Origin of the sequence: Hoeflea sp. CAU 1731 (assembly GCF_039888615.1) — a bacterium.
Classification (GTDB): domain Bacteria; phylum Pseudomonadota; class Alphaproteobacteria; order Rhizobiales; family Rhizobiaceae; genus Flavimaribacter.
The window spans coordinates 366,660-387,877 of sequence record NZ_JBDQQS010000002.1; the positions used below are offsets into that span (position 1 = coordinate 366,660).

Sequence of the window (21,218 nt, forward strand, 5' to 3'; positions counted from 1 at the left end):
AGGCGCAATGCCTGCGGGCATCAAGCAGAAATGTGGCGCAGGATCAGCTGCGTGACCTGGGGCCAGTCCGAGGCGAGGTGCACGTCTTCGCCGGGATCCGGCGCCATCGCGCGAAACGTGTCGTTCGCCATAAAGTTGATCGCCATGGAATGCGGGATGTGTTTCTTGACGGAATGCAGATTGTAGATCATGTCGTCGATCAGGATGACGGGATGCTCGCTATCCGCGTGAATTTGCCTGATCAATTCGCCCTTTGAAGATTCGCTGGCGACGAGTGGATAATGCATGCCGAATTCATCCAGCAAGGCCCTTCGGGCAGCAAAGTATTTGGGCGGCATCGCCGATAGAAAAATGATGTCTGCGATGGTGGAGAGCCTTGCCAGCGAATCGACAACGCCGGCGGTCGGCGTCTGCCATTTCTGCTGTGCGGCGAAGAAAGCGTCCATCAGCGTCGACACAGTCCTGGACGGGGCCGCATTGCCACCTGCGATCGATACGACGTTGCCTGTCAGCTTGAAAGAGCGCGGAATCAGTTCGTAGCCGTTCTTTTGCAGAAAGGCGTTGAACGGATCGAGGAAGTTCAGCGCGACTTCGTCAACATCGCTGACGATGAGAGGCCGTTCTCCATCTAGGACTGGAATGTCGATTTTTGGGTTTGGTCGCCTTGTCACGGATTTGCCCCCGGAGGAGGGCCGCCATTTTCCGAATACCATGCATTTACAATTGTTTGAGGGGAAATCTGACGATCCTCGCAATAGGCGAGAAGCGTCGGTTCATGGTTTGCCAGAAAATCGAATACACCTGCGGCGAAGCCCGGCTGGGCGGCAGCGTCGCGCAACGTTTCCGGTGTCAAACCGGACAATGCCCAAAACCGGGACATCATCTCCTCATCCGCGGAAATCCAGGTGAGGATATCCGCGCAGAGCGCCATTGACTGTTCGTTACCCATGCACTGTGTCGACAAGTAGGCGAATTTGCATTTCCTCAACCTTGTTTGTCAAAACTTTGGTGTTTCGAGCAGAAATTAGTCCCGGGTGATCAATTCCTGTAGGATCATGTCCTGGTGCGTAATAGAGAATACGGAGCGTTTTATGCCCAAGCGTGTCATGATTGTCGAGGACAATGAGCTCAATATGAAGCTCTTTCGCGACCTGATCGAAGCTTCCGGATACGAGACAATACAGACGCGCAACGGACTCGACGTGCTGGACCTGGCGCGCCAGCATAAACCAGATCTTATTCTTATGGATATACAACTTCCAGAGGTATCGGGACTCGAAGTGACGAAGTGGCTCAAAGACGACGATGAGTTGCACACGATACCGGTTATTGCGGTAACGGCGTTCGCCATGAAAGGAGATGAAGAGCGCATAAGACAAGGCGGTTGCGAGGCCTACATGTCGAAACCGATTTCAGTACCCAGGTTTTTGGAAACAATTAAGAACTATCTCGGCGATTATTGACGAAACCACGCACGTCGCCGGATGGAACGGGAATATTGCCATGACGGCGCGAATACTTGTTGTCGACGATATAGCTGCCAATCGCAAAATGTTGGCCACCAGGCTCCAGGCCGAATATTTCGAGGTGGAGACAGCGGCTGACGGCAGGCAGGCGATTGACATATGCACAACGTCGGCGGTCGATCTGGTGCTGCTTGACATCATGATGCCCGGTGTCGACGGCTATGAGGTCTGCCGGTTCATCAAATCGGATCCCCGCACCATGCATATTCCCGTCGTCATGATAACGGCGCTGGATCAGCTTCCGGATCGCGTGAAGGGGCTTCAGGCTGGCGCCGATGATTTTCTGAGCAAACCCGTCAACGAAACGCAACTCGTCGCCCGCGTCAAAAGCCTCGTCCGTTTAAAGACGATGACCGACGAACTCAGGGTGCGCGCCCAGACTGCGATGAATCTCGGCATCGAGAAATTCATCAACTCCAATGCGGAGCTGGATTCGAGAAAGGGCCTGACTTTATTGGTATCGGAACGCGGTCTGTCGCGAACCAGGCTCAAGGCCGCGCTGCGCAAATTCGCCGATGTCACTGAAGTCGCCGATCCGGGTGAAGCTCTGTCGACCGCGACTGGCGCGGATTTCGAACTGGTGATTGTCGACGCAAGGCTGGCCTCACACGATCCGCTGCGGCTGTGCTCGCAGTTGCGCTCCAATGAAACGACGCGTTTCATTCCGCTGCTGCTGATCTGCCAGGAAGGCGATGAAGGTCTTGTTCACAGGGCGCTTGACCTTGGCGTGAACGACTATCTTGTCGCTCCGGTCGATCCCAATGAGTTGATTGCGCGTTGCAGGACACAGTTCAAGCGTAAACGGTTCAATGATCATCTGCGATCCAGCGTGCAGAATTCGATCACGCTCTCGGTCACGGATCCGCTGACCGGGCTCTATAATCGTCGCTACCTCGACAACCATTTGGAGACGTTGATCAGACGGGCGCAGGAACGGGGCAGGGCGTTGTCCATCATCATGCTGGATGTCGACCGCTTCAAGCTGATTAACGACGAACACGGCCATGACGCCGGTGACGCAGTGCTCTCGGAATTCGCAACACGCATACGCGGCGTCATTCGCGGCATCGATCTGTCCTGCCGGATTGGCGGGGAGGAGTTCGTAATCGTGCTTCCCGATACCTCCGCCGACGATGCGCGCATGATCGCCGAGCGTCTGAGACAGGCGATCGAAAATGCGCCGTTCCGGATCGGAAAGGAAGCGCCAAGGCCCAATCTTACGGCTTCTTTCGGCGTTACGGGGCTCGTCGAGGGCGACAGCGCCGCCAGCCTGATCAAGCGCGCCGATACGGCGCTTCTGGCGGCAAAACGGGCAGGCCGCAACCTTGTGATTTCCAAGATGAGCTGAAGGACGCCGCCAGTGTCACGGAACTTTCAGGAACTGCGCCTATCATTCAGGATGTCTTGACTATTGATGTCGCGCGACAGGTCGGTATTCGCACTACCGCATCCGTAAATTTACCATTTTTACGCATGCCGAAGCGAATCAGTTAAGAAATCGTTGATTTTTTTGCCGTGTTGAGCAAGAGTTGAGGCGATTGCAGTCTAAGACTGCCTCGCAAGCAGCAGACTGCTGAACAATTCAGTTACCCCATGGTGCTCAGGTCCGCCGCATCTCCTGGGTCGTGGGGTCGGCTGGTCGGTGTCCGGTTTGTGGCCTCCTCGTACCGCTGCCGGCGCCGACCGGCCCCCATATAAAAAGCCGCTTCTGAATTTCTGAAGCGGCTTTTTTTATCGACGTGTGGCGATGCCGCTACTTGATTTTGGCTTCTTTGAATTCGACGTGCTTCTTGACGACCGGGTCATACTTCGTCTTGACCATCTTTTCGGTCATCGTGCGGCTGTTCTTCTTTGCAACGTAGAAGTAGCCGGTGTCGGCAGTCGATACCAACTTGATCTTGATTGTTGTGGCTTTGGCCATTGTTCTGTCCGCTTTCTAAAAACGAAGCCGCAGGCAGCGTAACGCTCCGCGGCTGAAATCTGGCGGGATAACTACAAATGCCTGACGAAAAGTCAAGCTCTATTCACCGCATGGGTCGGATTAGAATACGTCCCATCGAAAGCGCGATGTAGATCAGGAAGAAGAATGCAAGGCCATAGGCGAAGCCGTGCGGGCCCATCGCGCTGATCGAAGAGCCCAGAACTTGCGGCCCGATCATCATGCCGATGGAATAGCAAAAGATGAAAGCGGCGTTGGCCGAAGCAAGCTCGCCGCCGTGCAGCCGCGCTCCGAGATGGGCGAGGCCAACCGTGTACAGGCCTGCGACGACTGCGCCCCAGACGAACAGCACGGCGGCGAGCAGCCACCAGTGAATTGAAAGGACCGGCAGCAAAAGGGCTCCCGCCAGGCCGACAACCGCAAAGAGCGTCAACAGGGATCGCCGATCACGGACGCGGTCGGACAGAATGCCAATCGGGATCTGGAATAGCACATTGCCAAGACCGATCATGGTCAGGAGCAGGGCGCCGTCGCCCTCGGTGAACCCGATCCTCAAGGAATACACCGGAAACAGCGCGAATCCGCCGGATTCGACAGCTCCGAACACAAAAACGGCCGCCGTTGCGGTTGGTGCGAGATACACATATTTGAAAAAGGGTCCGATGGAGCGACGCTCCAGCCGGGGGCTTTCGTTGCGCGCCATCAGCACAGGAATAGCCGAGGCGAGAATAATCGCGGAGCCGACCAGAAAAGGCACAATGCCTTCGCTTCCGAGAATGGAAAACAGCATTGGCCCAAGGGCGAAACCGAGCGACAGCACGGTTGCGTAGAGCCCGAGAATGAAGCCGCGCCTGGATGGCGGCGCTGCTGTATTGATCCAGAATTCTGAAAGCACGAACAGCAGTGTTATCGCGCCGTGGAAAGTGACGCGCAGCGGAAACCACATCCAGAAATGCGGGGCGAGATAGAAGCCGATCGCCGACAGGGCCGCAATGACGACGCCGGCGAGCATGGTGTCGGCGACGCCGAAGCGCATGGCGATCGGCGTGCAGAATGGCGCTATAGCGAGCGAGGCTATCCCGGCGACTGCTGAATTCAGCCCGATAAGCGAGGCCGAGACGCCTTCTTTCTCCAGAATGAAACTCAACAGCGGAAGCCCGAGCCCGAGCGCGATTCCGACAGCGCTGATCGATGCAATTGCGGCGCTGACTGGCAACCAGGCTATTGGTGCTTCGGCTTCGGCGATTGTGACAGTGTCGTGGGCCCGCGAGTCCATGACGAGGCTCTAAAGAATTTCGCGGCTGCGCCGGCCATAGCGAGACTGATAGAAGGGAACAGGTCCGCCAAAGGGCAGAGCGGCGTCCCGCAGCATCGCCTGCCGCAAATCCTCGATAATTGCGAGGGTAATGCGCGGCATGCTCACCTCTTCCATCTCGGAAAACCGCACCCAGCGCAAGTCGATGAGTTCGTTGCTCGCCTCTGGCCTCGCATAGCCGATTTCATCCCGAAAACAGGCGAAAAAACGCGTGTCGAAACGCCGTTTCTGCCTGGGCGGCGTGATGGCCCGGGCGATATAGCGCAATTTGGATTGCATGGGAGCAAGGCCCCTGTCGGCGAAATCCTTCCAGACGCCGCGATTTATCGTGCGTCCCTCGGCGGCGATCAGAAGACCAACCTCCTCATAGGTTTCGCGTATTGCAGTCGTCGCCAGGGCCTGGGCCCGAACGGGGGAGGCGGGGCTCGGCATCTTCTGCAAAAGCTTGGCCGTCACCGTTTCTTCGAGATGGTTTGCTACCGGCACGCGCCCGTCATGCGGGTCACGGCGCCCCCCGGGAAACACGTAGAGATCGGGCATGAAGGCGTGCGCGACATGGCGCTTGCCCATCAGAACCGCTGGCTCGTCGCCGGACCGGTCAATGACAATCAGAGTCGCAGCGTCGGTCGGGCGCAGCAGCGGGTAGTCGCCGGCCCGTTTGCTGGCGTCGGCGTCCATGTCCACCTTGTTTGCGAAACGATTGGGAAATTCTGGCGTATCCATATTCAGGCCATGCCCCGTCACAGGCGTACTATTCGTACCTGTCCAAATCGGCGTCGGCGACCTCATCCGTTTCCCCGCCGAATCCATGCATATAGTTGGCCCATTGCATGCCTATGACAGCGCCTTTTACGGGCTGCATCAGCGCAAGCGCCATGACGATTGTCATCGGCGCCCAGATCGCCAGATGCTGCCAGGTATTGAGAATCACAAGCTCCTCGAAGATCATGAAGGCGGCGACAATGACATGGCCGGTTATGAAGATCACCAGGTATGGCGGCAGGTCGTCGGCGCGATGGTGATGCATCTCCTCGCCACAGCATTCGCAGCTATGCACGGGTTTGAGAAATGACTTGTACAGCCGCCCTTCGCCGCAATGCGGGCACCGTCCGAGCCAGCCTCTTTTCATAGCGCCCCAAAGGTCGCGTTTCTTCGGCGACGCTTCATCACCATATCTGATCTCAACCGACATTCCGTTTACCCCCTTCGCCGCCCGCGGCGAACGGAGCCGCGTTGCTTGCGAGTACTGCTGTTCGCTTTGTGAAAGGAGCGCGTCGCCGTCGGCAACTTGCGACCCTCACTCAGCATTTCAAAACGAAGCGCGCCCGCAAGGGGTATGGCTTCGGCCAGCCGCACTTCCACGCGGTCACCCAACCGATATCCCATGCCGGACCTTTCTCCAACCATCGCCTGATGCGATTCGTCGTAGATATAGTAGTCCAGGCCGAGTGTGGAAACGGGTACAAAGCCGTCTGCGCCAAATTGAGGCAGGCTGACGAACAGACCCGATTTGGTTACGCCGGAAATTTGGCCGTTGAAAATCTCGCCCACCCGGTCAGCCAAGTGGTGGGCGATCAGCCGGTCGACCGTGTCGCGTTCGGCGGCCATGGCCCGGCGCTCGAAGGCTGAGATCTCCGCGGCGATCTCCTCCAGATTCTCTTCTTCCTTGGCTGTGACGCCGCCCTCGCCAAGCCCGTAAGCCGCAATCAGCGCGCGATGGACGATCAGATCGGCGTAGCGGCGGATTGGCGAGGTGAAATGCGCGTACTTCCTCAGATTAAGACCGAAATGGCCGATATTGTCAGGGCTGTAGACGGCCTGACTTTGCGAACGCAGCACCATTTCGCTGACCATCGTCTCATAGGGCTTGTCGCGCGCGCCGGCCAGGATGCCGTTGAAACTGTTGGATCGCAGGTTTCCCTTGGACAGGGACATGTTCAGTGTTTTCAGGAATTCGCGCAGCGCCTCCTGCTTGGCGAGCGAAGGCGCGTCATGAATGCGGTAAATCAGCGGTTGGCGCTTGCGCTCAAGGCTTTCGGCCGCAGCGACATTCGCCTGGATCATGAATTCCTCGATCAGACGGTGCGCATCCAGTCGGTCCGGAACGATCACATCGGCGACGCTGCCGTCGTCGTTCAGCCGGATCTTGCGTTCCGGCAGGTCGAGATCGAGCGGCTGTCGCCGGTCGCGTCCCTTTTTCAGCACGCCATAGGCATGCCAGAGCGGTTTCAGAACGCCGTCGAGAAGAGTTCCGGTCTTGTCGTCCGGATGGCCGTCGATGGCCTGCTGCGCCTGGGCGTAGGCGAGGCGCGCCGCGCTCTTCATCATGACGCGGTGAAATGTGTGTCCAATCTTTCTGCCGTCGTGAGTAAAAATCATCCGCACGGCGAGGGCGGGGCGGTCCACGCCTTCCTTCAGCGAACACAGATCGTTCGAGATGCGTTCCGGAAGCATCGGCACGACCCGGTCCGGGAAATAGACCGAATTGCCGCGTTTGAAGGCCTCCCTGTCCAGGGCGGTGTCTGGACGGACATACCAGGCGACATCGGCGATCGCGACATAGACGACAACGCCTCCCTTGTTTTCGGGGTTGTCGTCGGCTTCAGCGAAAACCGCGTCGTCGTGGTCCTTGGCGTCGGCCGGATCGATGGTGACAAGCGGGATCTTGCGCCAGTCCTCGCGATTTTTCATCGACGCATGGTCGGCTTTTGCAGCTTCGTCCATAACCTCCGGCGGGAAGACGTGCGGAATGCCGTGGGCGTGGAGCGCGATGGTGGATATTGCCCGTTCGCTGGCGACCGATCCTACGACGTCCTGGACCATTCCGCGGTTGAGCCCGTGACGTCCGGACCGCGCCGACTGCACCTCGACGAGGTCGCCGTCCTTGGCCTTTCCAACGTCATCGGCAGCGATGAGGATTTCTTTGTCGCGCCGTTCAACCGGTTCGATGCGGCCGCCGCCGCCGGGCGTCGATCGGAACACTCCGAGCGTGAAGCCCTTCGACCGTTCGAGAACCTTCATGACGCGCCCGGTGAAAGGCGCATCCGTCGGGTCGTCGTTCTGGGCGATGCGGGCAAGCACCTGGTCGCCGACGCCAGGCGCCGGGCCACGCTTCCGGTTTTTCGAAGGACGTTCGGCGCGAATGCGCACGGCTGGCGCTGTCGAGCCGTCATCCGGCCATTCGGACGGTCGCGCCGTCAGGCTCCCGTCGTCTTCACGAGCGACGATCTCGAGAACCGTCACCGGCGGCAGGGAGCCGGGTCGAACAAGGGTCTTGCGCCGTTTCTCGAGCAGTCCGTCGTTTTCGAGATCCTTCAACAGCAGCTTGAGGTCTATCCGGTCCTGCCCTTTGAGGGAAAACGCCTTGGCGATGTCGCGCTTCGACGCGCGGTTCGGATTTTCTGCGATGAAACGCAACACGGTTTCGCGATCCGGAATGGCGCCTTTTGCATCGTCTTTCCTGATCTGCTTCTTCGCCAAATTCAGCTCTCGGTCTTTGCGGCGGGCTTCTTGCGTTTGGCCGGCGCCTTGCGCGCCTTCGCCTTGCCGCCGCCTTTTCCGGCTTTGGCCGCGATCAGTTCGAGCGCCTCTTCCATCGTCACCGATTCAGGTTTCATGGCCTTTGGTAGGGTTGCGTTGACCTTGCCCCAGTTGACGTATGGGCCATAGCGCCCGTCGCGAACCGTGATCGCCCCGCCGTCGGGATGATCGCCGAGCTCCTTCAGAGCAGCGGCCTTGGCGCGACGTCCGCCGCCATTGGCCTTCTTCTCTGCAATCAGCGTGACAGCGCGGTTAAGACCAACGGAGAACACCTCCTCGATGCTGTCGAGATTGGCGTAGACGCCCTCGCTGTGCACGAACGGACCATAGCGACCGAGCCCGGCCGATATCATCTTCCCCGTTTCGGGGTGCATGCCGACATCGCGCGGAAGCGAGAGTAGGGCGAGCGCCTTTTCGTGGTCGATATCTTCGGGCTTCCATCCCTTCGGCAGGCTGGAACGCTTTGCGTCCTTGCCTTCGCCGCGCTGGACATAGGGGCCGAAGCGGCCGGTCCGAAGCGTGATCGGTTCGCCAGTGTGCGGATCAGCGCCCAGTTCCGCGGGCTCGTCCGATCCGGAGGCCTCTGCGTCGGCGCCGTTCGGGCCCAGTTGCCGCGTATAGCCGCATTCCGGATAGTTCGAACAGCCAACGAAGGCGCCGTAGCGCGACAGTTTCAGGGACAGGTTGCCGGTTCCGCATTTCGGGCAAATGCGGGGATTGGAGCCGTCCTCGCGCTCGGGGAAGACCAGCGGCGCCAGTTCCTCGTTCAGCGCGTCCAGAACGTTTGATACGCGCAGCTCCTTGGTGTTTTCGATGTGGGTCAGGAATTCCGACCAGAAGTCCTTCAGCACGTCTTTCCAGGCGAGGTCGCCGGCCGAAATCTTGTCGAGCTTCTCTTCCAGCGCCGCGGTGAAATCGTATTCGACGTAGCGCTCGAAGAAATTCTCGAGAAACGCGGTGACCAGACGTCCCTTTGCTTCTGGAATAAGCTTGCGCTTGTCGATGGTCACGTATTCGCGGTCGCGCAGCGTTGCGAGCGTCGTCGCATAGGTCGAAGGCCGGCCGATGCCCAGTTCTTCCATCTTCTTGATGAGGCTCGCCTCTGAGTAGCGCGGCGGCGGCTCGGTGAAATGCTGCGAGGCGTCGATCTTGTCGCGTTCGAGTTGATCCTTCGCGTCCATCCAAGGCAGCCGCTTGTCGTCGCCGTCGTCCGCCGGATCGGTGTCTTCCTTCTGATCGGTGTAGGCGGCGATGAAGCCGTCGAAGCGGATGACGGATCCGGTGGCCCTGAGGCCGGCGCGGCTGTCGCCATTGACGGCGCTGATCTCCACGGTCGTCCGCTCGATCTCGGCCGAAGCCATCTGGCTGGCGATCGCGCGCTTCCAGACAAGGTCGTAGAGGCGAAGTTGATCGGAATCGAGAAACCGCTTCATCTGGTCAGGCGTGCGCGTAAATTCGGTCGGACGGATCGCCTCGTGCGCTTCCTGGGCGTTCTTCGCCTTGGTTGCATAGAAGCGCGGCTTTTCCGGACGGTACCGGTCGCCGAACTGCTCGCCGATCGCCTGTCTTGCGGCGTCGATCGCTTCGCCGGCCATCTGCACCCCGTCGGTTCGCATATACGTAATGAGGCCAACGGTTTCTCCGCCAATGTCGATGCCCTCATAGAGGCGCTGCGCCACCTGCATGGTGCGCGACGCATTGAAGCCGAGCTTCGAAGAGGCCGCCTGCTGCAGCGTAGAGGTGGTGAAGGGCGGCGCCGGATTGCGCTTCGTCGGCTTGGCCTCGACGCTTTCGGCGACGAAGGTCGCGCCGTCGAGCATTGTCTTCAGGCGGTTGGCGTCGTCGGTGTTGGTCACCGACATCTTCTGCAGTTTCTTGCCGTCGGCAGAAACCAGCCGGGCCTCGAAGCCTTCGTTGCGCGGCGTCTGCAGGTGAGCGATGATTTGCCAGTATTCTTCGGATACGAATCGCTCGATCTCTGCCTCGCGGTCGCAAACGAGTCTGAGCGCCACCGACTGGACGCGGCCTGCCGACCGGGCGCCGGGCAGCTTGCGCCAGAGCACCGGCGACAGATTGAAGCCGACAAGGTAGTCGAGGGCGCGCCGCGCCAGATAGGCGTCGACAAGCGACGCGTCGATGTCGCGCGGGTTGGCCATAGCGTCTAGAACTGCGCGCTTGGTGATGGCGTTGAACACCACGCGCTTGACCGGCTTGTCGCCGAGCACGCCGCGTTTCTTGCTCAGCACCTGCAGCACGTGCCAGGAAATCGCCTCGCCCTCGCGGTCGGGGTCTGTCGCCAGAATCAGTCCGTCGGATTTCTTTACCGCTTCGGATATTTCCTTCAACCGCTTGTTGGACGCTGCGTCGACCTGCCAGCTCATTTCGAAGTCTTCGTCCGGCCGCACCGAACCGTCCTTGGCGGGCAGATCGCGAACGTGACCGAAGGACGCAAGGACCTTGTAACCGGAACCAAGGTACTTGTTTATCGTCTTGGCTTTGGCGGGAGACTCGACAACTACAACATTCATGAGAAACTCTGGAGGTGGTGTCTTTGGGGCTTGCGAAACCGGCGCAAGCGGTGAATCGAGGCTCAGCAAATGAACATCCGGCGACGAATGGTCAAGAGGGCAGAGCGACATTTTTGGGTGTAGCCACCCTCGCATATGGTGTCTTTTAAGGCGGTTTTGCAACCCGCGCCCGGCGTTATCTCCCCGCCTCAGCCCGACGAACAGGGCATTGCGAGCGACACCGTTCCTCCGGCGTGACGCTCGATCCTGCCGGCCAGATCAAGCTCCAGCAAGACCATCTGAACCTGCGATGCGGCGACGCCTGCATGGCGAATAATGTCGTCGATCGCGATTGGAGTCGGTCCCATCAATCCGGCGATGCGTTCGCGGTCCGCATCGGCCGGGGGCGGGGCGGCCGCCGGCTCGCCGAGCTGGTCGTCCGCCTGAAAATTGAATTCTTCAGGGACGCAGACGAGCGGATCGATCGCGGAGACGACATGGCCGGGTTCGGCGGCGAGAATTGCGCCGTCGCGGATCAGGTCGTTGGTCCCCTTCGCGCGCGGATCAAGCGGCGATCCGGGCACGGCGAACACCAACCGTCCGTAGTCGCCGGCAAGCCGCGCCGAGATCAGCGAGCCCGAGCGCTTGGCGGCTTCCACCACGACCAGCCCGAGACTGATCCCGGCGATGATTCGGTTGCGCCTCGGGAAATCGCGCGCGCGCGGCTCGTGTCCGAACGGCGTTTCGCTCAACACGATTCCGGTTTCGGCGATCCTGTTCATCAGTGGAATGTTTTGCGGCGGATAGGGTCTGTCCAGTCCGCCCGCAAGCACGGCGATGGTTCCTGTCGGCACGGACGCCTCATGCGCCGCGGCGTCAATGCCGCGCGCGAGCCCTGATGTCACCGAGAAGCCTGCTTCGCCGATGCCGCGGGCCAGCATCCCGGCGATCTTGCATCCGGCGATCGAGGCGTTGCGCGATCCGACAATCGCCGTCGACGGTTTGGCGAAGAGGCTGGCGTCGCCTTTGATCGTGATGATCGGCGGTGCGGAATCGATCGTGCGCAGTGCGGACGGATAGTCTGTCTCGCAAGAAGCGATCAACCGGCAGCCTGCTCGATCGGCCGTCTCAACTTCGCGTTCGGCGACATCCCGGCCGGCGATCCGGAAAGGTCGCGCGAGCCCGCCGCGTCGCGCAAGGTCCGGCAACGCGTCGAGAGCTGCGCCGGCGTCGCCGAATCGCATGATCAGCTTGTGGAACGTCACGGGACCGACATTCGGGCTGCGGATCAGCCTTATTCTGTCGATCAGTTCGTTTTCTCCGAGGGATCGCAGGCCGCCCGCCGCGATCTTGGCCATCAGAGCATCCTGCTCTTGTCCGGGTCAGATGGCGCGGCCCGTTCAATATATATGAATAACATCCCTTATTCCTTGTCTCCTATCCTGCTTTCCTCACCGGAAACGAGCCGTGCAATATTGGCTCTGTGCTTGAAAATGGCGATTGCGCTCATGAGTGTGAGCAATTGTGCGATATGGGCGTGACCGAGCAGAAAGACTGCGACCGGCACGACGATGACCGCCACCAGCGCCGCAAGCGACGAGTAACGGCTCAAAAAGGCCGTCGCGAGCCACACAACGGCGAAGATGGCGCAGCCGAGAGGCAGCAGCGCCAGCAGTACGCCCAGATAGGTGGAAATGCCTTTGCCGCCTTTAAACTTCAGCCAGACCGGGAAACAGTGACCGACAAAAGCGCCGAACCCGGCGATGATCGCAGCATCGAGCCCGTAGGTCTTTGCAACCAGCACGGCCGCCACGCCCTTCAGCGCATCGAGTATCAGGGTCGCCGCCGCCAGCCCCTTGTTGCCCGTGCGCAGCACGTTTGTCGCGCCGATATTGCCGGAGCCGATCGACCGGATATCGCCCAGACCCGCCATGCGGGTTAATAGCAGGCCGAAGGGAATGGAGCCGAGGAGGTAGCCGAAAGCCAGGGCTCCAAGAAAAAGAGGCAGGCTCAATTGCCAGCTCAGTGGATCAGGCATGGTCGCAGCCACCCATTGCAATTTTCACTGGGCTCACCTCGTTCGAAAGCATGCGCCGGGATAGAGTCCTAGCCGGATCGCGAGCGCATCGCAACACGGCTATGGGGAAGGGGACGACGAAGCGTCATCTTTCACCGACAATCGGACTGGGTTTATCGCAACCCTTCATTGATGCTGTTCAGCACACGGCTGCCCGGGCAAAGCTCGTCCTTGCCCAGACTGTTCAGAGGTCTGGTTGCAAGCTCGAGGGTGTGATTGAGATCCTGAGTATTGGGATCGAGATACAAAAGCCCGGTCAGGATTTTCTTTTCCTCCCGCGCGGCCTGCATCGACATCAACGCCTTGTTGCGGTCGTCGGTCTGGTGACTGTCGCTCGCCTTGTGCAGATGGATGACGGAGCCGTCGTGCAACGTGATCGCCTGGGTTGTGCCGGGGTCGTATTGCGTGCGTATCTCTTCGCGCATCGGCACGAAATCGAGTGGCATAGCCTCAAGGTGCGCCCTGGTCGCGGCGTAGCTCTTGGTCGACCCGACATGGTTGGCGAAGGTCACGCAGGGCGACACGATGTCGATGAAGGCAAATCCCTCATGCGCCATGGCTGCCCGGAGGAGCGGCTCCAGTTGTTCCTTGTCGCCGGAGAAGCTTCGGGCGACGAAGCTCGCGCCCTGAAGCAGCGCCAGGCTGGCCAGATCGATCCCCTCGAACGGGGTTGGAGATCCGTATTTGCTGATTGAGCCAAGATCGGCTGTGGCGCTGTCTTGGCCCTTTGTCAGGCCATAGCAGCCGTTGTTGGCAACAATGTACGTCATGTTTACGTTGCGGCGTATCAGATGGATGAACTGGCCCATTCCGATGGAGGCGGTGTCGCCATCGCCCGACACGCCGATATAGATTAGATCCCTGTTGGCGACGCTCGCCCCGGTGGCAACGGACGGCATACGGCCGTGCACCGAGTTGAAGCCGTGGCTGCGTCCCAGAAAATAGGTGGGCGTCTTGGACGAGCAGCCGATCCCGGAAAGCTTGGCGATCCGGTGCGGCGGTATCGACGACAAAAAGCAGGCGTTGCGGATCGCCGTGGAGATGCTGTCATGGCCGCAGCCTGCGCAGAGCGTCGAGATCGAACCGTCGTAGTCCGCGATTGTGTAGCCAAGCGCATTGACCGGTAGGCCGGGATGGCGGAATTTTGGCTTGAAATAGGACATCAGACAGTCTCCGGATGCAGTTTGACGACATTGGCGCTTTCAAGGTCCAGCGCCTGCCTGATCTGGTTGGCGATGGTGCGCGCGGTAATCGGGATGCCGGAATAATTCAGCACGGATGTAAGTTTGTCCGGCGAGACATGACATTCGTTCATGATGAGCTGTCGCATCTGGCCGTCCCTGTTCTGTTCGATCACGAAAACGACGTCGTGCTCGCGGATGAATTCGTCGAGACTTTTGTGGAAGGGAAAGGCGCGAAGGCGCATCGTGTCGATCGGATAGCCTTCCTCCGCCAGCTTCTCGACCGCTTCGTAGGCGGGCGAAGCCGATGTGCCAAAGAACAGCGCGCCGAGTTTCTTGCGTGTCTTGGGTTTCTTCACCTCGATCGGCGGATGCGTCTTGGGCTCCGGCACGTATGATTTCGCGGTTTCGAACTTGCGCAGCAAGCGGTCGACGTTCCGCACATAATCCTCGCCGCGTTCCGAGTAGATCGCCATCTCGTTCTTGGATGAACCGCGAGTGAAGAATGCGCCCTTGTCGGGATGGGTTCCGGGCAGGGTGCGGTAGCAGATCCCGTCGCCGTCAACGTCCAGATACCGGCCGAACTTTTCGACTGTGTCCAGCGCTTCGGCGTCCAGAACCTTGCCGCGATCCATTTCGTAGTCGTCATCCCATTCGAGGGGCGGCGACATGACGTCGTTCATGCCGAGATCCAGATCGGACATGATGATGATCGGCGTCTGAAACCGCTCTGCAAGATCGAACGCCTGAACCGTCATGTCGAAACACTCGCGCGGCGTCGCGGGAAACAGCAGCATGTGCTTGGTGTCGCCGTGACTAGCATAGGCCGCCGCCAGGATGTCGGACTGCTGGCTGCGTGTGGGCATGCCGGTCGAAGGGCCGGATCGCTGCACGTCGATCAGGACAACCGGCACCTCGGCGAAGTAGGCAAGACCCAGGAATTCGCTCATCAGCGACAGGCCGGGGCCGGACGTGGCGGTGAAGGCGCGCGCGCCGTTCCAGCCGGCGCCGACGACGATGCCCATGGCGGCTATTTCGTCTTCGGCCTGCAGGATGGCGAAGTTCTTCTTGCCGGTTCCCGGATCGATCCGCATCCGTTGCGCATATTTGGAAAACGCGTCGATGACGGATGTCGACGGCGTAATCGGGTACCATGCCGCAACGGTGGCGCCGCCATAGATGGCGCCCAGCGCCGCAGCGGTGTTGCCGTTCATCAGGATGTGATTGCTTTCCTTGATGTGCGGCGCGTCGTTGCCGCCCATTTCCAGCCGGATGGGCAGGGGGCACGAGAAATTTTCCGTGGCGAACTGATAGCCCATTTCCAGGGCCCTCACATTCGGATGAATCAGTTTTTCCTTTCCCTTGAACTGGTCGTTCAGCAGGTCTTTCAGGATGGAGAAACGGATATCCAGAAGCGCGGCCATGGCCCCGACATACACTACGTTCTTCAGGAGTTGCTGCAGGCGAGGGACCTTGAACTCCCGCATGCACATTTCCGTCAGCGGGATGCCGAAATACGTAATGTCGTCCCGCTTCAGGTGCGGCGACAGGGGTTTGGTGTTGTCGTAGACAAAGTAGCCGCCGGGCTCGATGTCGGCGATATCCTGCTCCATCGTTTGTGGGTTGACGCAGACCATCAGGTCCACGCCGCCGCGCCGGCCGAGATACCCCTTGGAACTGACCCGCACCTCGTACCAGGTCGGCAGGCCCTGAATGTTGGAGGGAAAGATATTGCGTGGACTGACCGGAATGCCCATCCGGAAGATCGCCTTGGCGAAGAGGTGATTGGCGGAGGCGGAGCCCGTGCCGTTCACATTGGCGAATTTGACGACGAAGTCGTTGGTGCCCTTGATCTGCTTCATCTCACGCGAACCATGTCCGGCGTCGCCTTGGCGACATTGTAGAAAAACATCTGCATGTCCCAGGCGGCGGTCGGGCAGCGCTCCGCGCACAGCCCGCAGTGCAGGCACAGGTCTTCGTCCTTGACCATGACCTTGCCTGTCTCGAGAGCGCCGGAGACGTAAAGGTCCTGCTCCCGGTTTTCAGCCGGCGCCAGCAGCCGCTGGCGCAATTCGTCCTCCGGTCCGTTGCGCACGAAACTTATGCAGCTGGTCGGGCAGATATCCGTGCACGCGTCGCACTCGATGCAGTCGCCAGCCGAAAAGACCGTCTGCGCGTCGCAGTTGAGGCAACGCTCGGCTTCGACGAAGGCCGCATCCTCCGAAAAACCGAGCTCGACCTCGACCGACCGGTCCTTGAGCGCCTTCTTGAGGTCGACCAGAGGCACGATCTTGCGTTTGTCGTTGATAGGAATGGAATCGTAGCTCCATTCGTGGATGCCCATTTTCTGGCTCATCAGGTTGACATGCGGCGGCGGCCGTTTCGCCAGGTTCTTGCCCTGACAATAAAGGTCGATGGACACCGCCGCTTTGTGGCCATGGGCCACGGCGGTGATTATGTTGGCTGGTCCGAAGGCGGCGTCCCCGCCGAAAAAGACCTCCTTGCGAGTGGACTGGAAGGTCTCGTCGTCATTGATGATCGGCGTGCCCCAGCTGGTGAAGCGGATGCCGGTTTCCTTCTCGATCCAGGGAAAGGCGTTTTCCTGGCCGATGGCGATCAGGACGTCGTCGCACGGGAAAAACTCAGGTTCTTCTCCAGTGGAGACCAGTTCGCGACGGCCGTCATTGTGATAGACGGCCTTGACCTTTTCGAAGGTCATGCCGGTCAGCTTTCCGTTTTCGACGACAAATTCTAGCGGTACGTGGTTTTCGATGATCGGGATGCCCTCGTGCATCGCGTCTTCTTTCTCCCACGGGCTGGCTTTCATGTCGGCGAAGGGGCTGCGCACGATTACTTTTACGTCCTCGCCGCCGAGACGGCGGGACGTGCGGCAGCAATCCATGGCCGTATTGCCGCCGCCGAGCACGATAACGCGCTTGCCGATTTTCCTGGTGTGCTCGAACGCGACGCTCGAGAGCCAGTTGATGCCGATATGGATGTTGGCGTCCGCTTCCTTGCGGTTCGGCAGTTTGGGCAGGTCCCGTCCGCGCGGGGCGCCGCTACCGACGAATATGGCGTCGTACCCCTTGCCGAGCAACTCCGCCATGCTGTCGATATAGGTGTCGAATTTCGTGACCACGCCCATGTCGAGAACGTACCCGATTTCCTCGTCGAGCACGGTTTCGGGCAGCCTGAAGGACGGAATCTGCGAGCGCATGAAGCCGCCGCCTTTGGCCTGCTGGTCATACAGATGCAATTCGTAGCCCAGCGGCGCCAGATCGCGCGCGACCGTCAGCGAGGCCGGCCCCGCTCCGATGAGGGCGATTTTCTTGCCGTTGGCGGGTCCCGCTTTCGGCAGACTTCCGGCGACGTCGTCCTTGAAATCCGCGGCCACCCGCTTCAGGCGGCAGATCGCAACAGGTTCTTCCTCGACCCGTCCGCGGCGGCAGGCGGGTTCGCAGGGACGGTCGCACGTCCGGCCGAGCACGCCGGGAAATACGTTGCTTTCCCAGTTGATCAGATAGGCGTCGGTGTAGCGCTGCTGCGCGATCAATCGAATATAGGCTGGGACCGGCGTATGCGCCGGGCACGCATACTGGCAGTCGACGACCTTGTGGAAATACTCCGGGTCGCTTGTATCGGTCGGTTTCAGGTCTGCTTCTCCCTATACGAAATACAAAACGGGTCGCTGCACACCTGTGAAACGTCTGCAGTTCACGTCTGTTATTCCCCTCCGACGATCCCTCCCGGATCGTTGTGCATGGCGATCATTTTAACCTGAAATCCGTCTCTATTCCACCCGTCTTGTTATATGTCGAAGCGCCAAGTCACTTGATTGTGTTCGGAAATGGCCGGATCGCGGTCCGATTGCTTTATGCGCCATTTTTGCGATTGCGCCGGTTGAGACGTTTGGAATCTCATGTCGAAAATACTTTGGGTTGCAGGTAGAACAGACAAGACGAAATCTTGAGTTGATTTGCATGAATCAGGGGCGACGGTTGAACGGCAAACAGATGAAGATCGATATCGAACTCGCGAGCGCTCTCGTACGCGAGCAATTTCCCCATTTGGCGGACGAGGAAATCCTTCCTCTGTACAGCGCCGGCACAAACAACGCCGTGTTTCGCATCGGCGCCGGACACGCAGCCTGATTTCCGCTGAAGTTGATGGATCCGGCAACGTGCGAACGAAGGCTGCGAGCGGAATCGGCTGCGATGATCGAGTTGGGTGAATGCTGCCCGGTCGCGACGCCGCAACCCGGAGGAATCGGTAGAGCGAGCGCCGATTACCCGATGCCGTGGCTCCTGCAAAGCTGGATCGAAGGCGCCGTGGCGACGCCGGACGGGCTTGACGGCTCAACGATTTTCGCGCTCGATCTTGCCCGCCTTGTCACATCCTTGCGCGCTGCCGATCTAAAGGGGCGCCGTTTCGACGGGCGTGGCCGGGGCGGGCATCTGCCCGATCATGACGAGTGGATGAAGGAGTGCTTTCACAGGAGTGAAGGTCTGCTCGACGTGGCTCGTTTGCGGCGTCTCTGGTCGGTTTTTCGGGACCTGCCATCCAGCGGCGTCGAAGTCATGAGCCACAAGGATCCGATTCCGGCAAATCTGCTGGTGAAAGGGGAAAGGCTGGCAGACGTTATCGACGGAGGTGATTTTGGACCGGCGGATCCAGCCCTCGATTGTGTTGTGGGTTGGCATCTCCTGGATCGTGAGCGGCGCAAGATTTTTCGCAACGCAGCTGGAATTGGCGAGCTTGAGTGGGCGCGCGCGGCGGCATGGGCGTTTCAACAGGCGATGGGTCTCGTTTGGTACTACAGGCAAACAAACCCCGCCATGAGCGCCTTGGGTCGGAGCACGCTTCAAAGGCTGCTGGAAGACGCTGATGAGACGCGATTTGCAATCTGAAGCGTGGGCGCCTGATACGGATTTCGAAACGAGGCGCGCTTGTAGTCGCGAACGAAACACACGTCGGGACTTGCACCACATTCTCATTTAAAATACTTCCAAATAGGAAATACTCCCGACCAAAAACTGTGGCTCGGAGACCTCTATGGCCGCACCGTCCGCGGCATCTATGCCCATCTGGCGATTTGTGTTCGTTCAGGTCGCGTGATTGCAATTTACGCGTAAGCCTCTTTTGACAGTACGGGCATCGAACGGTACAGGTCGGCACATATCCCCTGAACATCTTCGCCATGACGAACAACGGCATGATCCCGGCAAACAATCGCTGCCCGAAGCGCGCACAAGATGATATTCAGCGAACCGCAGAGATGGTGACCATGACGCCCAATAACGACACAAACAGCACATCCCCGATCACCGGCATACATCCGGCCCTCGCATTCGCCCTCGAGGCGAAAGGCTACACCCAACTCACTCCGGTTCAATCGGCGATGTCGAATGAGGAGCATCGCGAATCCGATTTGCTGGTCTCCGCGCAGACCGGCTCGGGAAAAACGGTCGCCTTCGGCATTGCAATTGCACCGACGTTGCTTGGAAGCGGTGAACGCTTTGACGCGGCTGCCGCGCCATTGGGCCTGATCATCGCCCCGACGCGCGAACTCGCCATTCAGGTCCAGCGGGAACTCGATTGGCTCTACGCGGCGGCGCAGATCAGGATTGCGACCTGCGTCGGCGGGATGGACATGCGCAACGAACGCCGTGCGCTCGAACGTGGCGCACATCTCGTCGTCGGCACGCCCGGGCGACTGCGCGACCACATCACGCGAGGAGCGCTGGACCTGAGCGCCGTTCGCGCGGTGGTGCTCGATGAAGCCGACGAAATGCTGGACCTTGGTTTTCGCGATGACCTGGAATTCATCCTCGGCGCGGCGCCGCGAGACCGTCGGACGCTGCTGTTTTCGGCGACCGTGGGGCGCGGCATCGCCGAACTGGCCAAGACCGTGCAGACAAATGCAGTGCGCATCGCGACAACCGCCTCTGCCGAACAGCATGCTGACATCGAATACCAATTGATGCTGGTGCGGCGCGACGAGCGGGAACACGCCATCATCAATACGCTGCTGGATTCCGACAGCACCAGCGCTTTGGTGTTCTGCCACACGCGTGAAGCGGTTCGCCATCTTACGGCGCGCCTCGCCAATCGCGGCTTCTCGGTGGTTTCACTTTCTGGCGAGATGGCGCAATCGGAGCGTTCAAATGCGCTGCAATCCATGCGCGACGGACGATCGGATGTCTGCGTGGCGACGGATGTCGCGGCGCGTGGCATCGATCTTCCGAACCTGGACCTTGTGGTCCACGCTGACGTACCGAGCAACCCGGAAACTCTACTGCATCGTTCCGGCCGGACCGGCCGCGCCGGTCGAAAGGGCGTTTGCGTGCTCATCGTGCCGGAAAACAGGCGTGGCGCGGCGCAGCGCGTGCTCGCTTTGGCGAAGCTGACAGCGACCGTGCGCGCCGCGCCCGGCATTGCCGAGATCGAGGCGCGCTACCGCCGGCGGATCCTCGATGCCGCCGTATCGGCCGCGGAGCCTGATGAGTTGGAGGCGGATTTCGTGTCGGAGTTGCTGGACCAGGCGGGACCGCGGCGCATCGCAGCGGCGTTTATTCGCCAGCAACTGGCCGCCCACCCCGTTCCCGAGGAACTTTTGCCGCTCCCCGCCGAGGCGTTGAAGAACAGAAGTTCCAGGCGTGACCGCCAGTCCGCAGAGGGACGCGCGCTGGTGCGTGAGCCGCGCGGCCCGGATATGCAGGGCGGCGTCTGGTTCACCATTTCGATAGGGCGCAAGCAGCGGGCCGATCCGAAATTCTTGCTGCCGATGATCTGTAACGCCGGCGGCGTGACAAGACGCGATGTCGGCGCGATCAGGATCGACGATGCCGAAACCCGTTTCGAAATTTCCGCCGACAAGGCCGCCAGCTATGTGGAGCAGCTCAAGCGGCCTGGCGGGCTTGAGAAAGGCATCACCATCGCGCCGGCCGGTGAAGCGCGCGGAAAGCCGAGGCATGCGAAACGAAAATTCAAGGAGGGTGGTAAGCCAGTCCGCAAACACAAGGACCCGGCAGCGGATCGCAGCCAAACGCGGAAATACAAGGGCCGTAAACCAAAACGCCCAGCCTGATTGCTTTTCACGTCTACAGTGTAGCAATCGGCACAAGAGCCGGTGC

The 21,218-nt window shown here is 59.9% G+C and carries 18 protein-coding genes; 5 read left to right on the forward strand and 13 right to left on the reverse strand.

Features of this window, described 5'->3' with window-relative positions; genetic code table 11:
* Nucleotides 1-20 precede the first annotated feature (20 nt).
* Both AAFN47_RS05825 and AAFN47_RS05830 read right to left on the reverse strand, forming a co-directional pair.
* Complete coding sequence (locus tag AAFN47_RS05825) at nt 21-671, reverse strand: hypothetical protein (RefSeq protein WP_499808264.1); 651 nt, start codon at nt 669-671, stop codon at nt 21-23.
* A complete protein-coding gene (locus tag AAFN47_RS05830) occupies nt 668-949 on the reverse strand; it encodes a DUF3572 domain-containing protein (protein WP_499808265.1) in 282 nt (93 codons plus the stop codon). Before AAFN47_RS05830 ends, AAFN47_RS05825 begins: the two co-directional genes overlap by 4 nt.
* 142 nt (nt 950-1,091) lie before the next feature.
* On the opposite strand from AAFN47_RS05830, the gene AAFN47_RS05835 reads away from it, so the two are divergent.
* Together AAFN47_RS05835 and AAFN47_RS05840 are read left to right on the forward strand one after the other, a co-directional pair.
* Entirely contained in the window at nt 1,092-1,463 is a 372-nt protein-coding gene (locus AAFN47_RS05835; protein WP_220227266.1) for a response regulator, read from the forward strand.
* Nucleotides 1,464-1,503: 40 nt separating this feature from the next.
* Nucleotides 1,504-2,874, forward strand: a complete 1,371-nt coding sequence (locus tag AAFN47_RS05840; protein ID WP_499808266.1) for a PleD family two-component system response regulator — start codon at nt 1,504-1,506, stop codon at nt 2,872-2,874.
* A gap of 405 nt (nt 2,875-3,279) precedes the next feature.
* Here the strand turns inward: AAFN47_RS05840 and rpmG are convergent, their stop codons facing one another.
* The 11 genes from rpmG to AAFN47_RS05895 all read right to left on the reverse strand — a co-directional run bounded on the left by rpmG (nt 3,280) and on the right by AAFN47_RS05895 (nt 17,737).
* Entirely contained in the window at nt 3,280-3,447 is a 168-nt protein-coding gene (gene rpmG / locus AAFN47_RS05845; RefSeq protein ID WP_220227268.1) for a 50S ribosomal protein L33, read from the reverse strand.
* 103 nt (nt 3,448-3,550) lie between these two features.
* On the reverse strand, nt 3,551-4,741 hold the full coding sequence (locus tag AAFN47_RS05850) for an MFS transporter (RefSeq protein WP_499808267.1): 1,191 nt from the start codon (nt 4,739-4,741) through the stop codon (nt 3,551-3,553).
* A 9-nt stretch (nt 4,742-4,750) separates the two neighbouring features.
* Complete coding sequence (locus AAFN47_RS05855; protein WP_499808268.1) at nt 4,751-5,503, reverse strand: NUDIX hydrolase; 753 nt, start codon at nt 5,501-5,503, stop codon at nt 4,751-4,753.
* Between the two features lie 28 nt (nt 5,504-5,531).
* On the reverse strand, nt 5,532-5,972 hold the full coding sequence (locus tag AAFN47_RS05860) for a DUF983 domain-containing protein (protein WP_499808269.1): 441 nt from the start codon (nt 5,970-5,972) through the stop codon (nt 5,532-5,534).
* A gap of 5 nt (nt 5,973-5,977) precedes the next feature.
* A complete protein-coding gene (rnr, locus tag AAFN47_RS05865) occupies nt 5,978-8,266 on the reverse strand; it encodes a ribonuclease R (protein WP_499808381.1) in 2,289 nt (762 codons plus the stop codon).
* Entirely contained in the window at nt 8,263-10,848 is a 2,586-nt protein-coding gene (gene topA / locus AAFN47_RS05870) for a type I DNA topoisomerase (RefSeq protein WP_499808270.1), read from the reverse strand. The genes rnr and topA overlap by 4 nt, the downstream gene beginning before the upstream one ends.
* Nucleotides 10,849-11,036: 188 nt before the next feature.
* The gene (dprA, locus tag AAFN47_RS05875; protein ID WP_499808382.1) at nt 11,037-12,176 is read right to left on the reverse strand and encodes a DNA-processing protein DprA; all 1,140 of its coding nucleotides are present in this window, start codon (nt 12,174-12,176) and stop codon (nt 11,037-11,039) included.
* Between the two features lie 74 nt (nt 12,177-12,250).
* Nucleotides 12,251-12,865, reverse strand: coding sequence for a glycerol-3-phosphate 1-O-acyltransferase PlsY (gene plsY, locus AAFN47_RS05880; RefSeq protein ID WP_499808271.1), 615 nt, complete (start codon nt 12,863-12,865; stop codon nt 12,251-12,253).
* A gap of 152 nt (nt 12,866-13,017) precedes the next feature.
* Complete coding sequence (locus tag AAFN47_RS05885) at nt 13,018-14,067, reverse strand: 2-oxoacid:ferredoxin oxidoreductase subunit beta (RefSeq protein ID WP_499808272.1); 1,050 nt, start codon at nt 14,065-14,067, stop codon at nt 13,018-13,020.
* On the reverse strand, nt 14,067-15,947 hold the full coding sequence (locus AAFN47_RS05890; RefSeq protein WP_499808273.1) for a 2-oxoacid:acceptor oxidoreductase subunit alpha: 1,881 nt from the start codon (nt 15,945-15,947) through the stop codon (nt 14,067-14,069). The genes AAFN47_RS05885 and AAFN47_RS05890 overlap by 1 nt, the downstream gene beginning before the upstream one ends.
* The gene (locus tag AAFN47_RS05895; RefSeq protein ID WP_499808383.1) at nt 15,944-17,737 is read right to left on the reverse strand and encodes an FAD-dependent oxidoreductase; all 1,794 of its coding nucleotides are present in this window, start codon (nt 17,735-17,737) and stop codon (nt 15,944-15,946) included. The genes AAFN47_RS05890 and AAFN47_RS05895 overlap by 4 nt, the downstream gene beginning before the upstream one ends.
* 346 nt (nt 17,738-18,083) lie before the next feature.
* On the opposite strand from AAFN47_RS05895, the gene AAFN47_RS05900 reads away from it, so the two are divergent.
* The 3 genes from AAFN47_RS05900 to AAFN47_RS05910 all read left to right on the forward strand — a co-directional run bounded on the left by AAFN47_RS05900 (nt 18,084) and on the right by AAFN47_RS05910 (nt 21,172).
* Nucleotides 18,084-18,236, forward strand: a complete 153-nt coding sequence (locus tag AAFN47_RS05900) for a hypothetical protein (RefSeq protein WP_499808274.1) — start codon at nt 18,084-18,086, stop codon at nt 18,234-18,236.
* A gap of 15 nt (nt 18,237-18,251) precedes the next feature.
* Nucleotides 18,252-18,992, forward strand: a complete 741-nt coding sequence (locus AAFN47_RS05905; protein WP_499808275.1) for a phosphotransferase — start codon at nt 18,252-18,254, stop codon at nt 18,990-18,992.
* Nucleotides 18,993-19,369: 377 nt separating this feature from the next.
* The gene (locus tag AAFN47_RS05910) at nt 19,370-21,172 is read left to right on the forward strand and encodes a DEAD/DEAH box helicase (protein ID WP_499808276.1); all 1,803 of its coding nucleotides are present in this window, start codon (nt 19,370-19,372) and stop codon (nt 21,170-21,172) included.
* Nucleotides 21,173-21,218: the final 46 nt, after the last annotated feature.